Genomic DNA, 17,847 nt, shown 5'->3' with positions numbered 1-17,847 from the left:
CTAGCAAAAAGCATAATTTCAAGCTTTTGTTTAGTCTTTATGTGTTGAGTATTACTGTGGATAGTGCTTTTTATTTGTCTAGGTGTGAGATAAACCAAATGATTAAGAGCTTCTCCAAAAGAATACAAACGCTAGTTTTAACCCTGTCATTTTTATTTTTAGCGAACATATCCCAAGCTGCAGCTGCAACAATTTTAAGGGTTTTAGTTAAAGAAGATTCTGGCTCTCAAATGTCAGTTGCCGTAACGCAGCCCTCGGTTTTACAAGCTTCAGGACAAAATCGTCGGCTCGATCCGGGCCGTTGGTACACACTTCCGACCTCTACTGTCAATCGGATCGTACCTTCTAATAATGGACTGGTTCAGGTGGGTAGTACGCTTTACCCTGGCGAAATGGAGATTCGATCTTGGAATAATAAAGCAGTTGCGGTAAACGTTTTAAGTCTCGAAGAATATTTGCGCAGTGTAGTTCCCAGTGAAATGCCTGCCAGTTGGCATATGGATGCACTCATGGCTCAGGCTGTTGCTGCTCGTAGCTATGCCATCAACACGCAACGTCAGCGCAAATGGGGGGATGCTCCCTATGACTTGGTAAGCGATACTCGCGATCAAGTTTACTCAGGTTTTTATCGTTACGATGCCAATAGTTCTCAAGCTATACCTCTGATCCATCCCCGCAGCGATCAGGCAGTGGCTTCTACGGCAGGTTATATGCTCCGTCCTGGGTTTAAGGGCTACTATCGCGCCAGATTGCAACGCAACTGGGTAAGCTGGGGCAATGGCTATATGCCAGTTTCCGATGGTCAACATCTCGATCAAGAAATGTCCCAACAAATGGCAAAACTTGGTTGGAATTGGGTACAGATCTTGGCTTGGTGGTATCGAGATGAGCCCATTAAGCGTTAAGTGATTTCAGCAAACGGAATATCTAAATTAAGGACATTTTCTAAATGAGAAACCGCCTAAGGGAAATCTTCCTATGGTTGCCCTAGATTGTTTTGGGCAGAAGGGAATTGTTCCTATTTGACTGAATTTCTCATATTTGTGCCAATCAAATTTGTATTGGTGAGGTTTGCCCCAACTAAGTTAGCTTCCTCTAAGTCTGCACGGGTGAGGTTTGCATCCGTAAGATTTGCTCCTTGCAAATTTGCGCCATAGAGGTATGCACCATAGAGATTTGCGCCAGTAAAATTGACATTCTCTAGATTTGCGTTAAATAGATCGACTCCCTCTAAATTGCTATTCTCAAGATTGGCTCCCTTTAGGTTGGTATCATGTAGGTCTAACCAAGATAGATCTAAGCCTGTGAGATTGATGCCTGAGGCAAATCTTTCTAAAACTTGCTCTCGTGTAATTTCTGCCATTATCTAAAAATTAAGGTGAATTGCCGATCGCTAGAGAGAACTTTTGCTTACTAGCGGTGATGGCATGATTATCTCATGGGTAAGGATTTATGCTGTATCAGGAACAAGAGCTAAGCTGAAACCATGAGCAAAAAAGACAACCTTTTAAAAGCGATCGCACCCGTAAATCGAGGTTTGCAGATTACTGAAGTTCAGAAAATCGCGATCTTTTCGGCTGTCGCCTATCTCGAGGAGTTAAATCCTACCCCGAAACCGACAGAAGCAGCGGAATTGCTAACGGGCGATTGGCAATTGCTGTTTACCACTAGTAAAGACTTACTGGGATTCGATCGCTTACCACTTGTAAAACTGGGACAGATCTACCAATGCGTTCGCGCTGCCGAGGGCAAAATTTACAACGTGGCAGAACTTATGAGCTTGCCGTTGCTAGAGGGATTGGTGAGTGTATGTGCCAGCTTCACAGTAGTGTCCGACCTACGGGTCAAGGTAAATTTTGAGCGATTTGTCATTGGTTCGCAGCGTCTAATCGGCTATCGGAATATCAGCGATTTTGTGGAGATTTTAGCCTCAGGGAAGAAACTTAGGGCGATCGATTCCAAAATCAAAAATCGAGAACAACGGGGATGGCTAGAAACGACCTATCTCGACGACGATCTGCGCATTGGTCGAGGGAATGAGGGCAGTTTGTTTGTCTTACGCAAAGTAAAGCGATTGAGTTTTCTTTAACGTAGATTGAACTGTGTTCGGCGATCGCAGCCGAACTGCGCCGAAACCCGAAACGCACAAGTAATTTGAGATTGCGTTTAATACCCTTTAACTGTCAGATCGGGCTGGAATCTCGATTTTGCAAGGCGATGTACGGTAGTTTCGACATTGCCATCGGGAAATAGAGACAGCAAGCGAAAACCAGGCGATCGCGGATCGATCTGAAACTTTGGCGTATTGGGCTTAAATTGAATGCAGGTCGAAGGGGTGACGTAGTAGCGAATTTGGTTGTGTGCGGTTTTGTGCAGGAGATCGAAAGCTTGATGGGCGTGACCATTGATCGCAACTTGTATTTGGGGAAAGCGATCGCAAACCTGCCAAAATTCCTGTTGATTTCGTAGGGCAATGCTATCCATCCAATCACAGCCCACGGGCAAGGCAGGGTGATGAAAAGCAATCAGGGTGGGCATCTCGGCATGGCTCTGTAGCTGCTCTTCAAGCCACGCCAAACTTTGGTCTGAAAGCAAACCATCCACTTCCCCGATAAGAACCGAGTTTAGAAAGAGAAACTGCCAATTCCCTCTTTGGATTCTAGAATTCGGATTTGTGCTTGAATTCGCCGCAAAAATACGATCCCCTTGAAGGATAGAGGGCATGAGGTCGAGATCGTCGTGATTTCCCGCCAAACAGTATGTATCGATGTTTAACGACTGGAGAGCATCTCGCAGACGCAGGTAGGCAGCTTTGTCACCATCTTGGGTTAGATCGCCCGTTAAAATCAGCAGATCGGGCTGAGGATTGAGGTTCGCGACTTCTACCAATACAGACTGAAAGGAATCCTCTGTTTTGATTCCCCAAAGTGCGGCGTCGCGATCGGCAAAGAGGTGAATGTCAGTAAGTTGAGCAACAAGCAGCATAGGTTTTAACAAAGAGTAAAAAATTTAAATTTCTTTTGGGTAGTTTTCCATTGCGTGCATCGATCTAAACTACTGGGTTCATACCTTAAATTTTTAGCGATCGCAATAATACAGACAAAACACGGCTTATGAAACACCTTTATATGCCATTAGCAATATAGGGGTCGTTCTGGGAGGCTTGCACCATATTTTCCAAGAATCTGTGCAAAACATTGGCTCTTGAGTAAACTACTCATCCTTTCCTACCTATTTGCCTGTTTCCCAATGCATTCAGCTTCGGGTGTAAACTTAAATCGCCTCATAAATGGGGCGACCATGAGACAGAAAAACAGCTAGTCTTGAAACCTAATGCTACCCGGTAAATCTCGTACTTACCACGATCCGCTGCATGGAGCGATTACGCTTCATGGGGACGATCCTGTAGAAGCTTTACTAATTCGTCTAATTGATACGCCCGAATTTCAAAGACTGCGGCGTATTCGCCAGCTAGACACAGCAAGTCTGACCTTTCATGGAGCCGAGGGTTCGCGTTTCACCCATTCTTTGGGGGTAATGGCGCTAACAAGGCGAGCATTTGACCAAATCGTGCAGCGATATCCTTACCTAGCTGGACATCGTGCGGCGGTCTTGAGTGCCGCTTTGCTACACGATCTGGGACATGGGCCCTTTAGCCACGCGGGTGAAGAGATGTTTGGCAGTCAGCATGAAGTATGGACAAGGCGGCTGCTCCAGTCCCGTGATATTGCGAAAGTACTAGAGAATTATGATTCCGATCTAACGGGTTCTCTTGAGCAAATATTCACCAAACAGTATCCAGTCCCTCTCGCTTACCAATTGGTTTCCAGTCAATTGGACTGCGATCGCTTGGACTACCTACAACGAGATAGTTATTTCACTGGGGCAAGATACGGACAACTCGATCTCGATCGGATTTTGATGGCAATGAGCTTCGACCCGATCACGCAGCGTTTGGTGGTGAACCGTAAGGGCTTGGTGGCGATCGAGCATTACCTCACCGTCCGCTACTTTATGTATTTGCAGGTTTACAACCATCCCAAAAATCTAGCTTCGCGGTTTACACTGACCAAGGTTTTTGAACGGGCAAAATTATTGCTTAAATCCGATGAGATCGATGCCGATCGCATTGTGAAGGCTTGGTTGAGCCAAGATCCGCAAACCCTCAGTTGTGAGGAATATTTAGCTGCCGATGACACGGTGTTTACCTATCACCTGCATCGTTGGCGCGAGAGTGGCGATCGCATTTTGGCAGATCTATGTCGGCGTTATTTAGACCGTGATATTTTTAAAGCGACGGACATTAGCGATAAGAGTCCCAGCGATCGCACCACAAGCCTAGAGGAATGGCAAGCCAAGCTGCGAATGCAGGGGCTCGATCCCGAATATTATTGCGGTATTCGCGTAGCCCTGACCAAGGGCTATACGCTTTATCAGCAGGGGATTGAAATTCAAACCACGCAGGGGTTAAAGGATATTGCCCAACTCTCACCATTGGTGCAAACCCTTAGCCAACCGATTCAGAGAGCTTGGTTAGTGCATCCGCGATAAATGCTTGCCAAGGAGGATTGGGTGTCTAATCTACTCATATAGATTCATGTTTCGATAACTATATAGAAATATTAAAAATCTTTTACAAATGAATTTATAGTCCTAAGTCTAGCTATTGTTAAAGAAACATATAAACCTAAGTAACGGACGATACTCAAAAGTAACTTTATGACTATTGCCACCCGCCCCCTAATTCAAGCTCCTCAACATCCGAGCGATTCCAAGCAACAAGTTAGTCAGTTTATGCAGAAACTCCAAGATAGTATCTGCGAAGGGTTAGAAGAATTAGACGGGAAGGCAAAGTTTAAGCAAGATCAATGGGTGCGTCCCGAAGGTGGGGGTGGGCGATCGCGAGTCATTGTCGATGGAGACTACTTCGAGAAAGGTGGTGTCAATTTTTCGGAAGTATATGGCTCACACTTACCACCCAGCATCATCAGACAATATCCCGAACTGGATGGCGAGACTTTCTACGCTACAGGTACATCTATGGTGCTTCACCCTAGAAATCCCTACGCCCCCACAGTTCACCTCAACTATCGCTATTTTGAAGCAGGGAATGTGTGGTGGTTTGGCGGCGGATTAGACCTGACGCCTTACTACGGATTTGCCGAAGACGCACAACATCTCCACAAAACCCTTAAGGCTGCCTGCGATCGCCACAATCCTCATTACCATCGTATTTTTAAGGCTTGGTGCGATGATTACTTCTTCCTCAAACATCGCGGCGAAACCCGTGGTGTCGGTGGCATCTTCTTTGACTATCAAGATGGCAAGGGCAAACTCTACAAAAACAGCAATGACTCACCTACTGCTAAAGCCCTAAGTGACGAGATTGGCGAACCTTCAGAGCGCTCTTGGCAAGAAATTTTCGATTTTGTCCAAGATTGCGGTAATTCCTTCCTACCTGCCTATGTTCCCATCGGCGAACGTCGCCGCAATATGGAATATGGTGAAAGAGAACGTAACTGGCAACTCTATCGTCGCGGTCGCTATGTCGAATTTAACTTGGTATACGACCGAGGCACAATTTTTGGTTTGCAAACCAACGGTCGCACGGAATCCATCTTAATGTCCTTGCCTCCACTGGTACGTTGGGACTATGACTATCATCCCGAACCAAACACTCCCGAAGCCGATCTATACGAAACTTTCCTCAAGCCTCAAAACTGGATCGACTGGACTCCAAACCACGCATAAAGAGTAGTTTTTTCTATTTGCAAGTAGGGGTAATTCATGAATTACCCCTACTTGCTAGGCGAATAATGATAAAACAAAGGAAGGAAAAAAGATTTTCCTTCCTTTGTTTTGTTTACCCCTATGCTATCTAGTATGAGAAGCCAAGACTTTCCTGCTGAATTTAACCTTCTCATTCGGGCTAAGTATCCCCTGATCTATGTGGTGACGGCAGAAGAAGAGCGGGCTGAGAAAGCGATCGAACAGGTGGGTCGTTCCTGCAATCCTGCCCGTGAAGTAGTCTATTACGATCTGGTGCATGGCTTTATTCATAACCAGCAAGCGAAAAATAATCTTTTACAAGCTTTACAAATTGTTGAGGAAGCTGACCCGCAAGTCCCTGCAATCTTTGTATTTCGCGATCTGCATCGTCGGCTGGGGGGACAACGCCCTGATGAGATGATCGTGCGGCAGTTACGCAACCTCTATCGCAATCTGCGTAGTTCGCGAAAAACGGTGGTGCTACTCAGTCCCATGTTAGAGGTTCCCTCGGAACTAGAGCAACAGATCGCTATATTAAACTTCCCATTGCCCAATGCCGATGATATTAGAACGGCAATTCAACAGATGGTTGCGGTGGAACAACTGCGCTTAAGTGGAACGGGCTTAGAACAACTGGTAAAAGCTTGTATGGGACTGACGCGCGATCATATTTCGCATACCTTAGCGAAGTCACTGGTGCAGAAGCAATTTATCAGCTTCGCTGATATCGATTTGGTATTAATCGAGAAACAACAACGAATTCGCCAAACTGAATTTTTGGAATTTTTTGCTCCCTATGAAACGCTCGACAGCATTGGAGGGTTGGATAATTTTAAGCAATGGTTATTGCAGAGACAGCAGGCATTTTCGGATGAGGCGAGAGCCTTTGGTTTGCCTAACCCCAAGGGTGTTTTGTTGATGGGGATTCAGGGTACGGGAAAAAGTCTCTGTGCCAAAGCGATCGCGCATCTCTGGCGGTTACCTCTATTGCGTCTAGATGTGGGTAAACTCTTTGGCAGTCTTGTCGGGCAGTCAGAGAGCCGTACTCGCCAGACAATTCAATTAACGGAGGCATTGGCTCCTTGCGTTTTGTGGATGGATGAGATCGATAAAGCCTTTGCAGGGATGACGGGTGGTGGCTCTACGGATTCGGGGACAAGTCAGAGGGTATTTGGAACTTTATTAACCTGGATGCAGGAAAAAGAAACGCCTGTTTTTATCGTGGCTACGGCGAATAATATTGATGCGTTACCTCCTGAATTACTGCGCAAAGGAAGATTCGATGAGATCTTTTTTATCAATCTGCCAAATTGTGAGGAACGCAAACAAATTTTTTCTGTGCATTTACAAAGGTTTCGTCCGACAGAATTGCGTAAATTTGATATCGATCGCATGGCAGCGATCGCCAAGGAATTTAGCGGCGCAGAAATCGAACAAGCCATTATCGAGGGAATGTATCGAGCTTTCTATCACAATCGCGATCTGACCACGGAGGATATCGTGGGCGCAGTGCAGGATACGTTTCCCTTGGCGAGTACGGCGCGAGAACAGATCAACTACATGAAAGCATGGGCGGCTCAAGGTCGGGCTAGGAGTGCTTCTTCGGGTGAAATGGATGTTAAGAGTAGAAATGATGTCAGTAAGGGCAATTCATGAATTGCTCCTACTGGCAAAATCAGCCAGCCTTGATTTGCGAGTAGGTGTTCATGGCTTTGATTCAACTCTTCTAGCCTAAGCCTACCCTTTCTTTGATGTATTTGTGTTCTATATTTTCGATCTACTGAAGATAGAATAGATAAGTCGTTTTCATTTGCTTGCAATCTTAATGAACAGCTACTTTCGTCCCGCCGTTGATGCAATGGCAGGCTATATCCCCGGCGAGCAACCCAAGCCTGGAACCAGCATTATCAAACTCAACACCAACGAAAACCCCTATCCGCCTTCTCCCGCAGTTACCGCAGCCCTACACAATCTAGACGGTGAATTCTTGCGGCGTTACCCTAACCCCTTTGCCAACGACTTTCGGCAGGCGATCAGCGATGTCTTAGGCGTGCCCTTAAATTGGGTGATTGCTGGCAATGGCAGCGATGAAATTTTGACGATGATCGTGCGATCGTGTGCCGAGACGCAACGTAAAGTTGTCTATCCCACCCCAACCTACGTCCTGTACAAAACCCTAGCCGAAATTCAAGCTGCCGAGGTGGTTGAGATTCCCTACGGCGATCGTAATCGCCTCCCGATTGAAGCGCTGATTGAGGCAAATGGAGCGGTCACCTTTGTGGCTTCGCCCAACAGTCCATCGGGTCATGTCGTGGCAAACGACGACCTGCGCCAACTTGCCGCCAACCTCAAAGGCGTGTTACTAATCGACGAAGCCTACGTGGATTTTGCCAATGAGAACGCACTCTCTCTCGTCAGCGAGTTTGAGAATGTCTTGATTTGCCGCACCCTCTCTAAGGGATATTCTCTCGCGGGATTGCGCCTTGGTTTTGGCATTGCCAATCCCAAACTGCTAGAGGGTTTATTTAAAGTTAAGGAAAGTTACAATATCGATGCGATCGCTTGTACGATTGGGGCGGCTGCCATGCGCGACCAAGCCTATAAAAACGAATGCGCCGAAAAAGTAAAAGCTTCTCGGGCTAAACTGGCGATCGATCTAAAGCAACTGGGCTTTGAGGTTCCCGATTCGCAAACCAACTTCCTTTTTGTTACCCCACCGAATGGCAATGCCGAAGCGATTTATCTCGCTCTCAAAGAACGCGGCATTCTCGTCAGGTATTTCAAACAACCAGGGATCGATCGTAAACTCCGCATTACCGTTGGCACGGACGCACAAAACCAAACTTTGCTTGAAGCCCTAATTCACTTGGTATGATTATCTGTAATTGCTCAACTCAGAAGAAATAATGATTCAAGAGGGTTTAAAGCCGCAAGAATCGACTCAAAAGCAGACAAACCTTGTCGCTTTCCAGTATTGACGGAGCAATTACATTTTGGCTTTGGGGAATTCCTGCGAACTCACGATTCCTTATCCAACTTAGATTCAGTAATCACTCTGGTATAAACTGCCTCCGTCTCAATGGCTAACTTTTGCCATGAAAAGCGATCGCGCAATTCTTTTTGAGCATTTTTGACAAGTTCCTCAGCGCGATCGGGATTTTGCAAGACCTCTAAAATGCCCTCTGCAAGAGAGTCACTGTCGTTGACATGGGTGACAATACCCGTCACCCCATTCTGTACCACTTCGGGCAAACCACCCGTGTCAGAAACCACCACAGGCACACCTGCTGCAAAGCTTTCAAGCGCCACAATCCCAAAGGGCTCGTATAAACTAGGGAAAACCGCACAACTGGCGATTGTTTGCAACATGCTGAGATCGCGATCGGACATAAAGCCCGTAAATATGACTTTGTGATGAATGCCCAAATCCCACGCTTGGCGTTGCAATAAGATCGAGTAGGCATCCCCAGTACCAATAATCACAAACTTCACCTTGTCTGACATTGCTGCCAAAATTTTAGGCGCAGCATTTAATAGGATGTAAATACCCTTTTCATAGGTAATTCGTCCCACGTAATAGACGATCGCTTCATCGGGCTGGGCATATTTTTGATGCAAGGCATCTGGATCGAAGTCGTCACTATGCGATCGCTGCATTCGTTCTAGACTGAGCCCATTGTGGACAACATTCGTTTTATCGGGGGCACAACCGAGAGCGCGTTCCACTTCCCCTTGCATGTACTGCGTACAGACAATCACCCTCGCGGCTGCCTTAGCCAAGCTAATTTCTTTATAATGAACGTAATTTTGAGAATCAGAATGGATACCGTTGCATCTACCGTACTCTGTAGCATGAATCGTTGCCAGCAGAGGTAATTGGAAGTTTTGACTCAAAGCGATCGCGGCATCAGCTACCAACCAATCATGGGCATGGATAACATCAAAGGGCTTGGTTTGCTCGTCAATCAATTGACTAGCGCGATCGAGCATACTGCCGTTCATGTTGGCGACCCACTCAAAAAAATTGCCTCCATCCTTTACGGGAACGCGATACACCTCAATGCCATCGACAACTTCATGGCTTTTTTCGCCAGTTACTTCAACCGTGACAAGATGGATGTGATGCCCTAGTTTGACAACCTCTGGATATAGTTCTGCCACATGACGAGAGATCCCGCCAATAATGCGCGGTGGAAATTCCCACGCTAAAACTAAAATTTGCATTGGCTTCAGGCAACCTTCAAAGTGTCCATGAGTGTATCAACAGGTTCATCTCTGAACTCGATCGCTATCCTCTAACTTCATTTGATTCTCGCTTTTAAGAGATATTCGAGCTTGATAAATATCCGATCGAGAGGCTTTTTGAACTAGATGCTAACAATCTAGTCTACTAGATATCTTGAATTAGTTAGCTGGAATCGTAAGGATTACTACTTAATCGATTAATCAGCCAATGCAATAGATGCGATCGCGCCCCAATTCTTTCGCTCGAAATAGAGCGTGGTCGGCAAAGCGCACTAACACCGTAGGCTCGGCTTTGACCACAGGCATAATACTAGCAACCCCAAAGCTTAGGGTGACATACTTACTTACAGGGGAAGGCTCGTGAACGATCTGTAAATTTTTCACCGCTAATTGAATTGCCTCGGCAACATGCAAAGCCCCATCAATTTCTGTATTTGGTAAAATAATTGCAAACTCTTCTCCGCCATAGCGGGCTGCCAAATCAGCGGGACGACGCACCGAGGCAGCGAGCGCCCGTGCGACTTGCCGCAAACATTCATCCCCACCCAGATGGTCGTAGGTATCGTTATAGGCTTTAAAAAAATCAATATCGCACATAATCAGCGATAGTGAAGCTTTTTCCCGCGCCAGTCTCTGCCATTCAAAGTCTAACTGCTGATCGAAGCAGCGACGGTTAGCAATTTGGGTCAAATAGTCTAGGTTCGTGATCTTGATTAGCTCAAGATTTGCGCTTTGCAACTGTTCGTAAAGTTGGGCTTTTTGCACGGCAATTTCTAGTTGCGTAGCGATCGCTGCAAGCAAATTGATCTCAGGCTGTTGCCAATCACGCGCCTCACTACATTGCTGCACCACGAGTAATCCCCAAAGCCTCTCAGGGCTAGGCTCCTCTTCGCTACCGCTTTGATCGACCAAAATTGGTGCGGTGAGACAAGCTCGAATTTGCAAACGTTGCAGCGATCGTACGATCTCGTCAGGGAAGTTCGTCTGAGTGAGATCGTGAATTACCCCTACAGACTCTTGCGGGAATGGATGACAGTTTACGTCTCGGCAATATGCATCCAGATTGTCACCCATTAGGGAGCTATAACCATCGGCAACAGCCTCAGCCACAACGCTTCCATTGCCACCCAGATCGATCCGACAGACAACTACGCGATCGACATGAAGTGCCTGCAAAATCTCGCGAACGGTATCGCTCAAAATATCTTCTAGTCGCAGCGAACCATGAATCCGTAATGTGATGGCTGTAATGAGTTTATCCCAAGCGGCTTGTTGCTCGAGCAGTTCTTCATGAGCCAAGCGATCGCTAATGTCTTGTAGTACCAAAAAGCTATACTCTTGGTCGCCGAACTTAACATAGCTAGCCCTTATTTCTACAGGTACGATCTTGCCATGTTTAGCTCTAAGCGTACTCCGAAATGTTAATGAACCTTGCCGCTTGAGGCTTTGCCAATGTTCGTCCCATTTTTTAGAATCGGAAGTCTCATCACATTCGAAAATCGTTGTTGCCAGCAGTTCCTCTATAGAAAAATCAAGCATTTGGCAGGCAGATTGATTGGCGTAAGCAATCCTTGCATCAGCAGCAATCCAGACGATCGCATCCCTCGTATGCTCGATCCCCAACTGGCACATTTGGGAAATTTTCTCGGGTTGCTTGCGGTCGGTCACAGGATTACCCGTACAAATCACATACTTCACTTCATCGTTAAGATCGGCGATCGCGGTATCTACCCACTCAATTAAGTGGCGATCGCCCGAACGAGTCAGCAAAAGACTTTCGCGCGCTCTGGGAAAATCTTTGGCATTGAGATTGTGAAAGGTAGCTTTTACTGCTTCAACCTCCTCGGGTGGTACAAACAGATCCCAAAAAAAGCTGTTTTGCACTTCAGACAAAGGATACTGCGCTATTTGTTCGTAAGTAGCATTGATCTGAACGATATGCCCTTCCGTGTCAAGCACAAGCACCAAAGCGTGAATTTTGTCTAAAATTAGATTGAGTAGATCGGATTTACGGCGCAGGTCTTGATATTCAAGTTGATACCGAGCTAGCTCAGCTTTTGTTTGCAGTAACTCTTGCGCATAGCTGCTGCTAATTTGTTTGTAACTCAGTAAGCTGTTAAACGAAGACTCTTGCATGTGTTTGGTACACAAAACTGCTTAATTCAGTAGATGTAGGAATTTAGTTCTGTACCTGGGGTATATGATTCAATCCAGGCATCTTCTTTTCCAAGGTTTGATGAATTTCTGACAAACCTTTGATAGAAATTCATCAAACCGAATCTAGTGAAGATGAGTCTAGAAAAACTGAAAAGACGATTTACAGACAATTTAGGATTGAGCAAAAGCTAATCGTCATAAGAGATTTATAACTTATTTTGCTAATCAGAATTTTTACCGATTTTCCCAGTATAGAGTATCACAGGATTAAAGAGATTCCAGACAAGAAATGGCATTAAAATAAAACGAAATTTGTTTGGATATGATGATTTTGCCCTGCTTATCTAATATTTGAACGGTAGCCATAAAGATTTCACGATTCCTTAATAATTCAACCGCTGTTGTCTCGCACAAAGCTATCTACAGAGATCAGACCCCTAAGACTTAGATAAGTAAAAGTTACTGCATCTAGATTTGTAATTGTCCTATGTCAAAAGTTTTGTGATATGTTCTATCACAACTGTGTGATGTTTAGTCACCCTGTGACTGAGGAGGAGATTGTGTCAGAGAAAAATACAGATATTGTGAATCAGGTAACGCAACAAGCAAAGCAAACATGGACAAAAATTTCTCCATCGTTACAAGCGCTATTGCTAAAGTCTACCCAATGGTTAATCCCAGCGTTACAGAGCCTCAACAAAAAACTCACTGAAGTGGCTCCACCCCAATCTTCACTCTCGAATGAAGAGGGAGGCGCTCAAAAAGTTCCTGCTCAACAGGACGCTAAAGCACGAGCGATCGCGATTCTGGTATCAATTGGTACGCAGACTTTACAATTTCTAATCAAAGCTTTAGAAAGTCTGCAACACAAGCTAGAAGTAACCAGCGCGTCGGCACAAGACGGAACAGCACAAGACCTTGCTGCCCCAGCTTTGCCCAAAGCACCCCTTCAACCTGGTGACCCATTGCCATTGCCCGACCAAGTTAAACAGGAAGTGGGGACTGCTTGGACTTTTGTCCAAAAGCAGCTTGTGCCTGTTGTTTTAGCTTTTATCACTAAAGTCGTTGACAAAATCGATCCACCCATTAGCGCAGCTTGGCAAAAGGTGACAGCAACGCCTACAGTGTCAAATACTTGGACAAAAGTAGAGTCCAGCGATCCTTGGAAAAAAGCAAGCACAGCCATCGCTCCAGCCCTGCGATCGATGCAATCGATCCTCGGTCAAATTCAGCTATCAGATAGCGTCAAGCACATTCTAGAGAAGCGTGCAGCCGTGACAACTCTGGTACTGGCATTTGCTCTATTAATTTTGCTCAAACCAACACGTGCTTTAAGCCATGCGGTTAAAGCCCCTACCCAGTCTCCCACCCAAATATCCAGACAAACCAAGCAGCCTACCCAAAAGCCCTTTAGCGACTTAGTGGCACCAGAAAAAGGCGATCGCGCTGTCTCTCCCAACAAAGTCAAGGTAAATGATATTCAGGTGCAGGTAACTGATGCATCTAAAAAGTATGGTGAAGGACTGATTAAGTCCGTACAAACCAATTTTAAATTGGGGCGTTTGATTGTTGAGTTGACCGATGCTTGGTATCAGCTCGATCCCGATCGCCAAAGCCAACTCATGTCCGATCTGTTATCGCGATCGCAGTCGCTTAAGTTCCAAAAATTGCTTGTTGCTGACTCAGAAATGCACCTAGTGGCTCGCAGTCCTGTCACTGGCACTGAGATGGTAATTGTGAGACGGTAAGTTTTCCAAATCGTTTTCATCAACTAAAAAGCTGTTGGTTATATGCCAACAGCTTTTTGCGTTATCCAACTAAAATATTCAAGAGAATCCACGATCCCAGACGAAACCTATGGCTGACCTCAAAGATCAACGACATCCGCAATACATGGGCGATCGCCAAATTGTCACCGATTTGCTTGGTACTACGCAACCCAGCGATCGCAACTTGGCAGACCTAGCACGACTATGCATTCGCTATCGGGGGTTTCAGGGAGCGCGAGACATTCAAGCAGACTTGCTCAAGGTTTTAGCACAGTGGCACTTAACTGAGGAGCAGCTATATGTCAAAACCCGTGAGATTCATGCCACCGCCAAGGTATTCGCCACCCACAATGATGGGCGCGATGATTGGGCATAGATTCAGCCCCCCAGCCCCCAATTTTGGGGGAGCAAGATTTTCTCTTAAAGTCCCTCAGATATTGGGAGATTTAGGGGGCGAAGAATATGTCTAGACCTAGGTGCTAGCCTTACGCTCTGGTGCGATGTTCTACGCCAAAGCCAACTAGGGTGATTTCGGTCGGAGCAACTGGCTGGTCGGGTCGCCGATAGGTGACGATCGTGCGCAGGCGCGTCTCATGAGTGAGAAAGCGCATCTGATCGACTGCGATCGATTTCTTATAGTAGGTGGTCATTTCTAGGGTTTGCCGAGTGGGCTGATAGGTAAATCGCCCTGCGATCGCGCCAGCTTCTGAGTAGCCCTCATCTCTGAGGTAGTAGCCTTGAACGACTTCTTTAGATTTTTCAAGTTGAGCAGCGATCGGGATTAAGGAGTTATCTGTGACTTCAGAAACAGATAGCACATGGGTGTCAGGCACAAATAATGCCTTGAGCTGCATGGATACCTTTTCACCCTTTTCAGACACTGTATCAAAAGCAATAGAAAACCCTGGTATGCCCCGATCGTCGAGCATTAATGCATCCAGATCGAACACGATCGGCATCGAGTCCGATGGAGCCATAATGTTTTGCTTATCTTGATAGGTCAACGCCTTTACCTCATATTCCGTATAAGACCTTTCGATCTCGTTGACATCGGTCATGTGGTAAGTGCGCTCGGTTTTCCATAGCCCAGAACACTCGGCAAAAAAATCTAGAAAACTCAACATTATCGGTTTCTATAAGTTAACGACAAAAGCATCTTTAACACCCGGAATCCGCACAATCTCTTCTAGCAAGCTTGCTGGTAGGGGATCGTCAATATTTAAGACCATGACTGCTTCGCCACGCACCATACGGCGACCGACTTGCATACTGGCAATATTGACATTAAAGTTGCCCAACAGGGAGCCAAGCCCACCAATGATCCCAGGCATATCTCTATGCAAAGTTAGCAACATATAGTGCGAAGGTGCAACGTTAATGGGGAAATCATTAATATTGGTAATTCGCAACTCTGACTTACCTAATAATGCACCAGTTACCGATTGTTGTCCGTGCGTACCATTGGCAGTCAAATGCAAGGAACCCGTGTAGTCCTCGATCGTAGCATCGCGGGTCTCAGTGACGCGAATTCCACGCTCTTTTGCCTCAAGGCTAGCATTGACGAAGTTGACCCGTTCGCGCAAAGCAGGCGAGAGCAATCCTTTCAACGCGGCTACGACAATCGGTTGACTTTCACTGGTGGCAATTTCGCCTTGTAGGCGCACGTCGAGGGTATCGACGCGACCACCTGCCAGTTGTCCGACCAGATTGCCGAGCATTTCGGCAAGTTGCAGATAGGGCTTGAGCTTTTGCCAAACATCGGGGCCCAACCCAGGAATATTCACGGCAGCGCGTGCAGGTAAGCCCAACAGCACATCGCGAATTTGCTCTGCGACATCCACAGCTACATTGGTTTGCGCTTCTTCGGTTGATGCGCCGAGGTGAGGGGTAAGAATTAGTCGCGAACCCGCTGTTCTCAGGGTTGACTCCGCTTCTAAGGGCTCATTCTCAAAAACATCTAGGGCAGCACCACCAATTTGCCCATTTTTAACCGCTTCTGCTAAGGCAGCTTCATCAATGATGCCACCTCGGGCACAGTTGATGATCCGCACGTTCGGCTTCATGATTTTGAGGCTTTCAGCATTGATCAGGTGGTAAGTCTCTTTGGTTTTGGGTAAATGCAGAGTGATGTAGTCAGATTCGCGGAATAGAATCTCTAACTCCACGAGATTTACACCCAAATGCTCTGCTCGCTCTGCAGTGAGGAAGGGGTCATAAGCCAAGAGCCTCATACCCAGTGCCCGTGCCACCGTTGCCACATGAGAACCAATTTTGCCTAAGCCAATCACACCGAGGGTTTTCTTGTAAACTTCTACACCTGTAAAGCTTTTGCGATCCCACTTGCCTGACTTAATGGAGGCATTGGCTTCAGGGATATAACGAGATAACGAGAGCATCATGGCAAGGGCATGTTCTGCCGCTGCGATCGTGTTGCCTTCAGGTGAGTTAACAACAACAATGCCTTGGCGCGTTGCTGTGGGAACATCAACGTTATCGACACCAACGCCAGCCCGTCCAATAATTTTTAGATTTTTACCTGCTTCGATCGCTTCTTTGGTAAGTTTGGTACCAGAGCGAATCATGATGGCATCGTACTCAGGCAGTGCTTTGATCAGTTCGTCGGGGCTAAGATTTGTTTTAACGTCAACAGTAGCAACCTGAGACAGGATATCAATACCAACTTGATCGATAGGGTCGGAAACGAGAACTTTTGGCATAGTTAATGAGATTCAGTGGTTATTCGCAATTTGTTACTGAGTTACTTCGTTATGGATAACTTCAGATCCTTTCAGTTGACTTGATTGAGGGCAAGTAACAAACAAAAAATAACAAAGCGAGAAATTATAGGACAAATTTGCTTATACCATTTATCCCTAAGCTAATTGCAGAATAATTACAAGAATTTAGTTTTTAGGCGATCGCCAATTTAACTTTTAATGCACCCACCAAAATCCTTATTGACTGGGATAAATTCATGCACAACCTCATTCGCAAAGAGTTCAGAGCGATCCCGATCGCGTTTGCTGGCATTATTATTGACAATTGATATGCTTAGATTGTGACAAAAGCCTCGATCTGATGCGCGATTTTTAAAGATTGAAACCCAAAAAATCACTGATAGCAATTCTCTATTTGAATAATGCAATCTACTGGCTTAGATCCCCGACTTTTTAAAAAAGTCGGGGATCTTAAAGTCGGGGATCTTGTTGTATGGATGAATCATCTAACAAATCCAATCCTTTAGGATTACACCAATCTAATTTTTTGAGCTATAATGGATCGACTTGGGACCGCAACGGTTTCGACGTGTTAGTGGAAATTATCCCGTGATGCAGGTCGAGAGCGAGTCACCTCTCGCAAATCAATGACTCAAACAAGTACATGCGAACAACATAGTACCCTTTGCTCGTAAAGCCGCTCCTGTAGCTGCCTAAGAACCAATTAATTTCGGTTTCGAGATCTGATGTGTGACTCCGTTAAACTCATTAGATAACCCCCAACGGACGCTGCAAAAAACTTCCTCTTGTAAGTTGTTTGCCTAAGACCATACGAGAGAATCTCCGCTGCTGAGGATAACAAGTAGCTCCCTCCATGAGGATCAGAATGGATAAACCTGTGAATGAGTGGGGCGTTATGAGCTAGTACGGACGGCAGTTCGACTCTGCCCGGTTCCATTAAATTCTTAATAATTTCAAATTCCAAAAAACTGCGATCGCAGTTTTTTTTTGCTCGTTTTCTGCGAGCGCAGAACTCAAGTTCTAATTAAATTGAAATAGGCATTAGAATTATGAATAACATGAATTCGGGATAATGATTTCGGAACAAAGCAAGCCAACTGGTTAGAACTAAAGAGTTCGATCCCCCTGCCCGATAGGGCATCTCCCTTTTGTAAGGGGGACAAGAAAAA

At 45.9% G+C, this 17,847-nt stretch carries 14 protein-coding genes and 1 other RNA gene; 9 read left to right on the top strand and 6 right to left on the bottom strand.

The window, feature by feature from the left end; genetic code table 11:
* Nucleotides 1–230 precede the first annotated feature (230 nt).
* Nucleotides 231–905, top strand: coding sequence for a SpoIID/LytB domain-containing protein (locus ACP2WE_RS07425; protein WP_425214921.1), 675 nt, complete (start codon nt 231–233; stop codon nt 903–905).
* 113 nt (nt 906–1,018) lie between these two features.
* On the opposite strand, the gene ACP2WE_RS07420 is transcribed toward ACP2WE_RS07425, so the two are convergent.
* Complete coding sequence (locus ACP2WE_RS07420) at nt 1,019–1,363, bottom strand: pentapeptide repeat-containing protein (RefSeq protein WP_425214920.1); 345 nt, start codon at nt 1,361–1,363, stop codon at nt 1,019–1,021.
* A 123-nt stretch (nt 1,364–1,486) separates the two neighbouring features.
* Between ACP2WE_RS07420 and ACP2WE_RS07415 the strand changes: the two genes are divergently transcribed.
* The gene (locus ACP2WE_RS07415; RefSeq protein WP_425214919.1) at nt 1,487–2,089 is read left to right on the top strand and encodes a PAP/fibrillin family protein; all 603 of its coding nucleotides are present in this window, start codon (nt 1,487–1,489) and stop codon (nt 2,087–2,089) included.
* Nucleotides 2,090–2,166: 77 nt separating this feature from the next.
* Here the strand turns inward: ACP2WE_RS07415 and cpdA are convergent, their stop codons facing one another.
* Nucleotides 2,167–2,985, bottom strand: coding sequence for a 3',5'-cyclic-AMP phosphodiesterase (cpdA, locus tag ACP2WE_RS07410; protein ID WP_425214918.1), 819 nt, complete (start codon nt 2,983–2,985; stop codon nt 2,167–2,169).
* Nucleotides 2,986–3,333: 348 nt separating this feature from the next.
* On the opposite strand from cpdA, the gene ACP2WE_RS07405 reads away from it, so the two are divergent.
* The 4 genes from ACP2WE_RS07405 to hisC all read left to right on the top strand — a co-directional run bounded on the left by ACP2WE_RS07405 (nt 3,334) and on the right by hisC (nt 8,644).
* Nucleotides 3,334–4,551: an HD domain-containing protein gene (locus tag ACP2WE_RS07405; protein ID WP_425214917.1), complete on the top strand. Its 1,218-nt coding sequence runs from the start codon at nt 3,334–3,336 to the stop codon at nt 4,549–4,551.
* A 168-nt stretch (nt 4,552–4,719) separates the two neighbouring features.
* A complete protein-coding gene (hemF, locus tag ACP2WE_RS07400) occupies nt 4,720–5,751 on the top strand; it encodes an oxygen-dependent coproporphyrinogen oxidase (protein ID WP_425214916.1) in 1,032 nt (343 codons plus the stop codon).
* A 120-nt stretch (nt 5,752–5,871) separates the two neighbouring features.
* A complete protein-coding gene (locus ACP2WE_RS07395) occupies nt 5,872–7,425 on the top strand; it encodes a Ycf46 family AAA ATPase (RefSeq protein ID WP_425214915.1) in 1,554 nt (517 codons plus the stop codon).
* A 169-nt stretch (nt 7,426–7,594) separates the two neighbouring features.
* Nucleotides 7,595–8,644, top strand: a complete 1,050-nt coding sequence (gene hisC, locus ACP2WE_RS07390) for a histidinol-phosphate transaminase (protein WP_425214914.1) — start codon at nt 7,595–7,597, stop codon at nt 8,642–8,644.
* 143 nt (nt 8,645–8,787) lie between these two features.
* Here the strand turns inward: hisC and ACP2WE_RS07385 are convergent, their stop codons facing one another.
* Together ACP2WE_RS07385 and ACP2WE_RS07380 are read right to left on the bottom strand one after the other, a co-directional pair.
* Nucleotides 8,788–9,993 carry a glycosyltransferase family 4 protein gene (locus ACP2WE_RS07385; protein WP_425214913.1) on the bottom strand — a complete coding sequence of 402 codons (1,206 nt, stop codon included), beginning with the start codon at nt 9,991–9,993 and terminating at the stop codon, nt 8,788–8,790.
* Between the two features lie 222 nt (nt 9,994–10,215).
* On the bottom strand, nt 10,216–12,150 hold the full coding sequence (locus tag ACP2WE_RS07380) for a sensor domain-containing diguanylate cyclase (protein WP_425214912.1): 1,935 nt from the start codon (nt 12,148–12,150) through the stop codon (nt 10,216–10,218).
* 581 nt (nt 12,151–12,731) lie between these two features.
* On the opposite strand from ACP2WE_RS07380, the gene ACP2WE_RS07375 reads away from it, so the two are divergent.
* A complete protein-coding gene (locus ACP2WE_RS07375) occupies nt 12,732–13,919 on the top strand; it encodes a hypothetical protein (RefSeq protein ID WP_425214911.1) in 1,188 nt (395 codons plus the stop codon).
* Between the two features lie 109 nt (nt 13,920–14,028).
* On the top strand, nt 14,029–14,316 hold the full coding sequence (locus ACP2WE_RS07370) for a DUF3288 family protein (protein ID WP_425214910.1): 288 nt from the start codon (nt 14,029–14,031) through the stop codon (nt 14,314–14,316).
* Nucleotides 14,317–14,425: 109 nt separating this feature from the next.
* Here the strand turns inward: ACP2WE_RS07370 and ACP2WE_RS07365 are convergent, their stop codons facing one another.
* Together ACP2WE_RS07365 and serA are read right to left on the bottom strand one after the other, a co-directional pair.
* Nucleotides 14,426–15,064, bottom strand: a complete 639-nt coding sequence (locus ACP2WE_RS07365; RefSeq protein ID WP_425214909.1) for a phycobiliprotein lyase — start codon at nt 15,062–15,064, stop codon at nt 14,426–14,428.
* 9 nt (nt 15,065–15,073) lie between these two features.
* Complete coding sequence (serA, locus tag ACP2WE_RS07360) at nt 15,074–16,657, bottom strand: phosphoglycerate dehydrogenase (RefSeq protein ID WP_425214908.1); 1,584 nt, start codon at nt 16,655–16,657, stop codon at nt 15,074–15,076.
* Between the two features lie 569 nt (nt 16,658–17,226).
* On the opposite strand from serA, the gene ssrA reads away from it, so the two are divergent.
* Nucleotides 17,227–17,617, top strand: a transfer-messenger RNA (tmRNA) gene (ssrA, locus tag ACP2WE_RS07355).
* Nucleotides 17,618–17,847 lie beyond the last annotated feature (230 nt).

The sequence above is a fragment of the Tumidithrix helvetica PCC 7403 genome (assembly GCF_965232925.1).
GTDB lineage: Bacteria > Cyanobacteriota > Cyanobacteriia > Pseudanabaenales > Pseudanabaenaceae > Tumidithrix > Tumidithrix helvetica.
The sequence above is the reverse complement of the archived record's forward strand: the minus strand, read 5'-3'. Positions and strand labels throughout refer to the sequence as shown.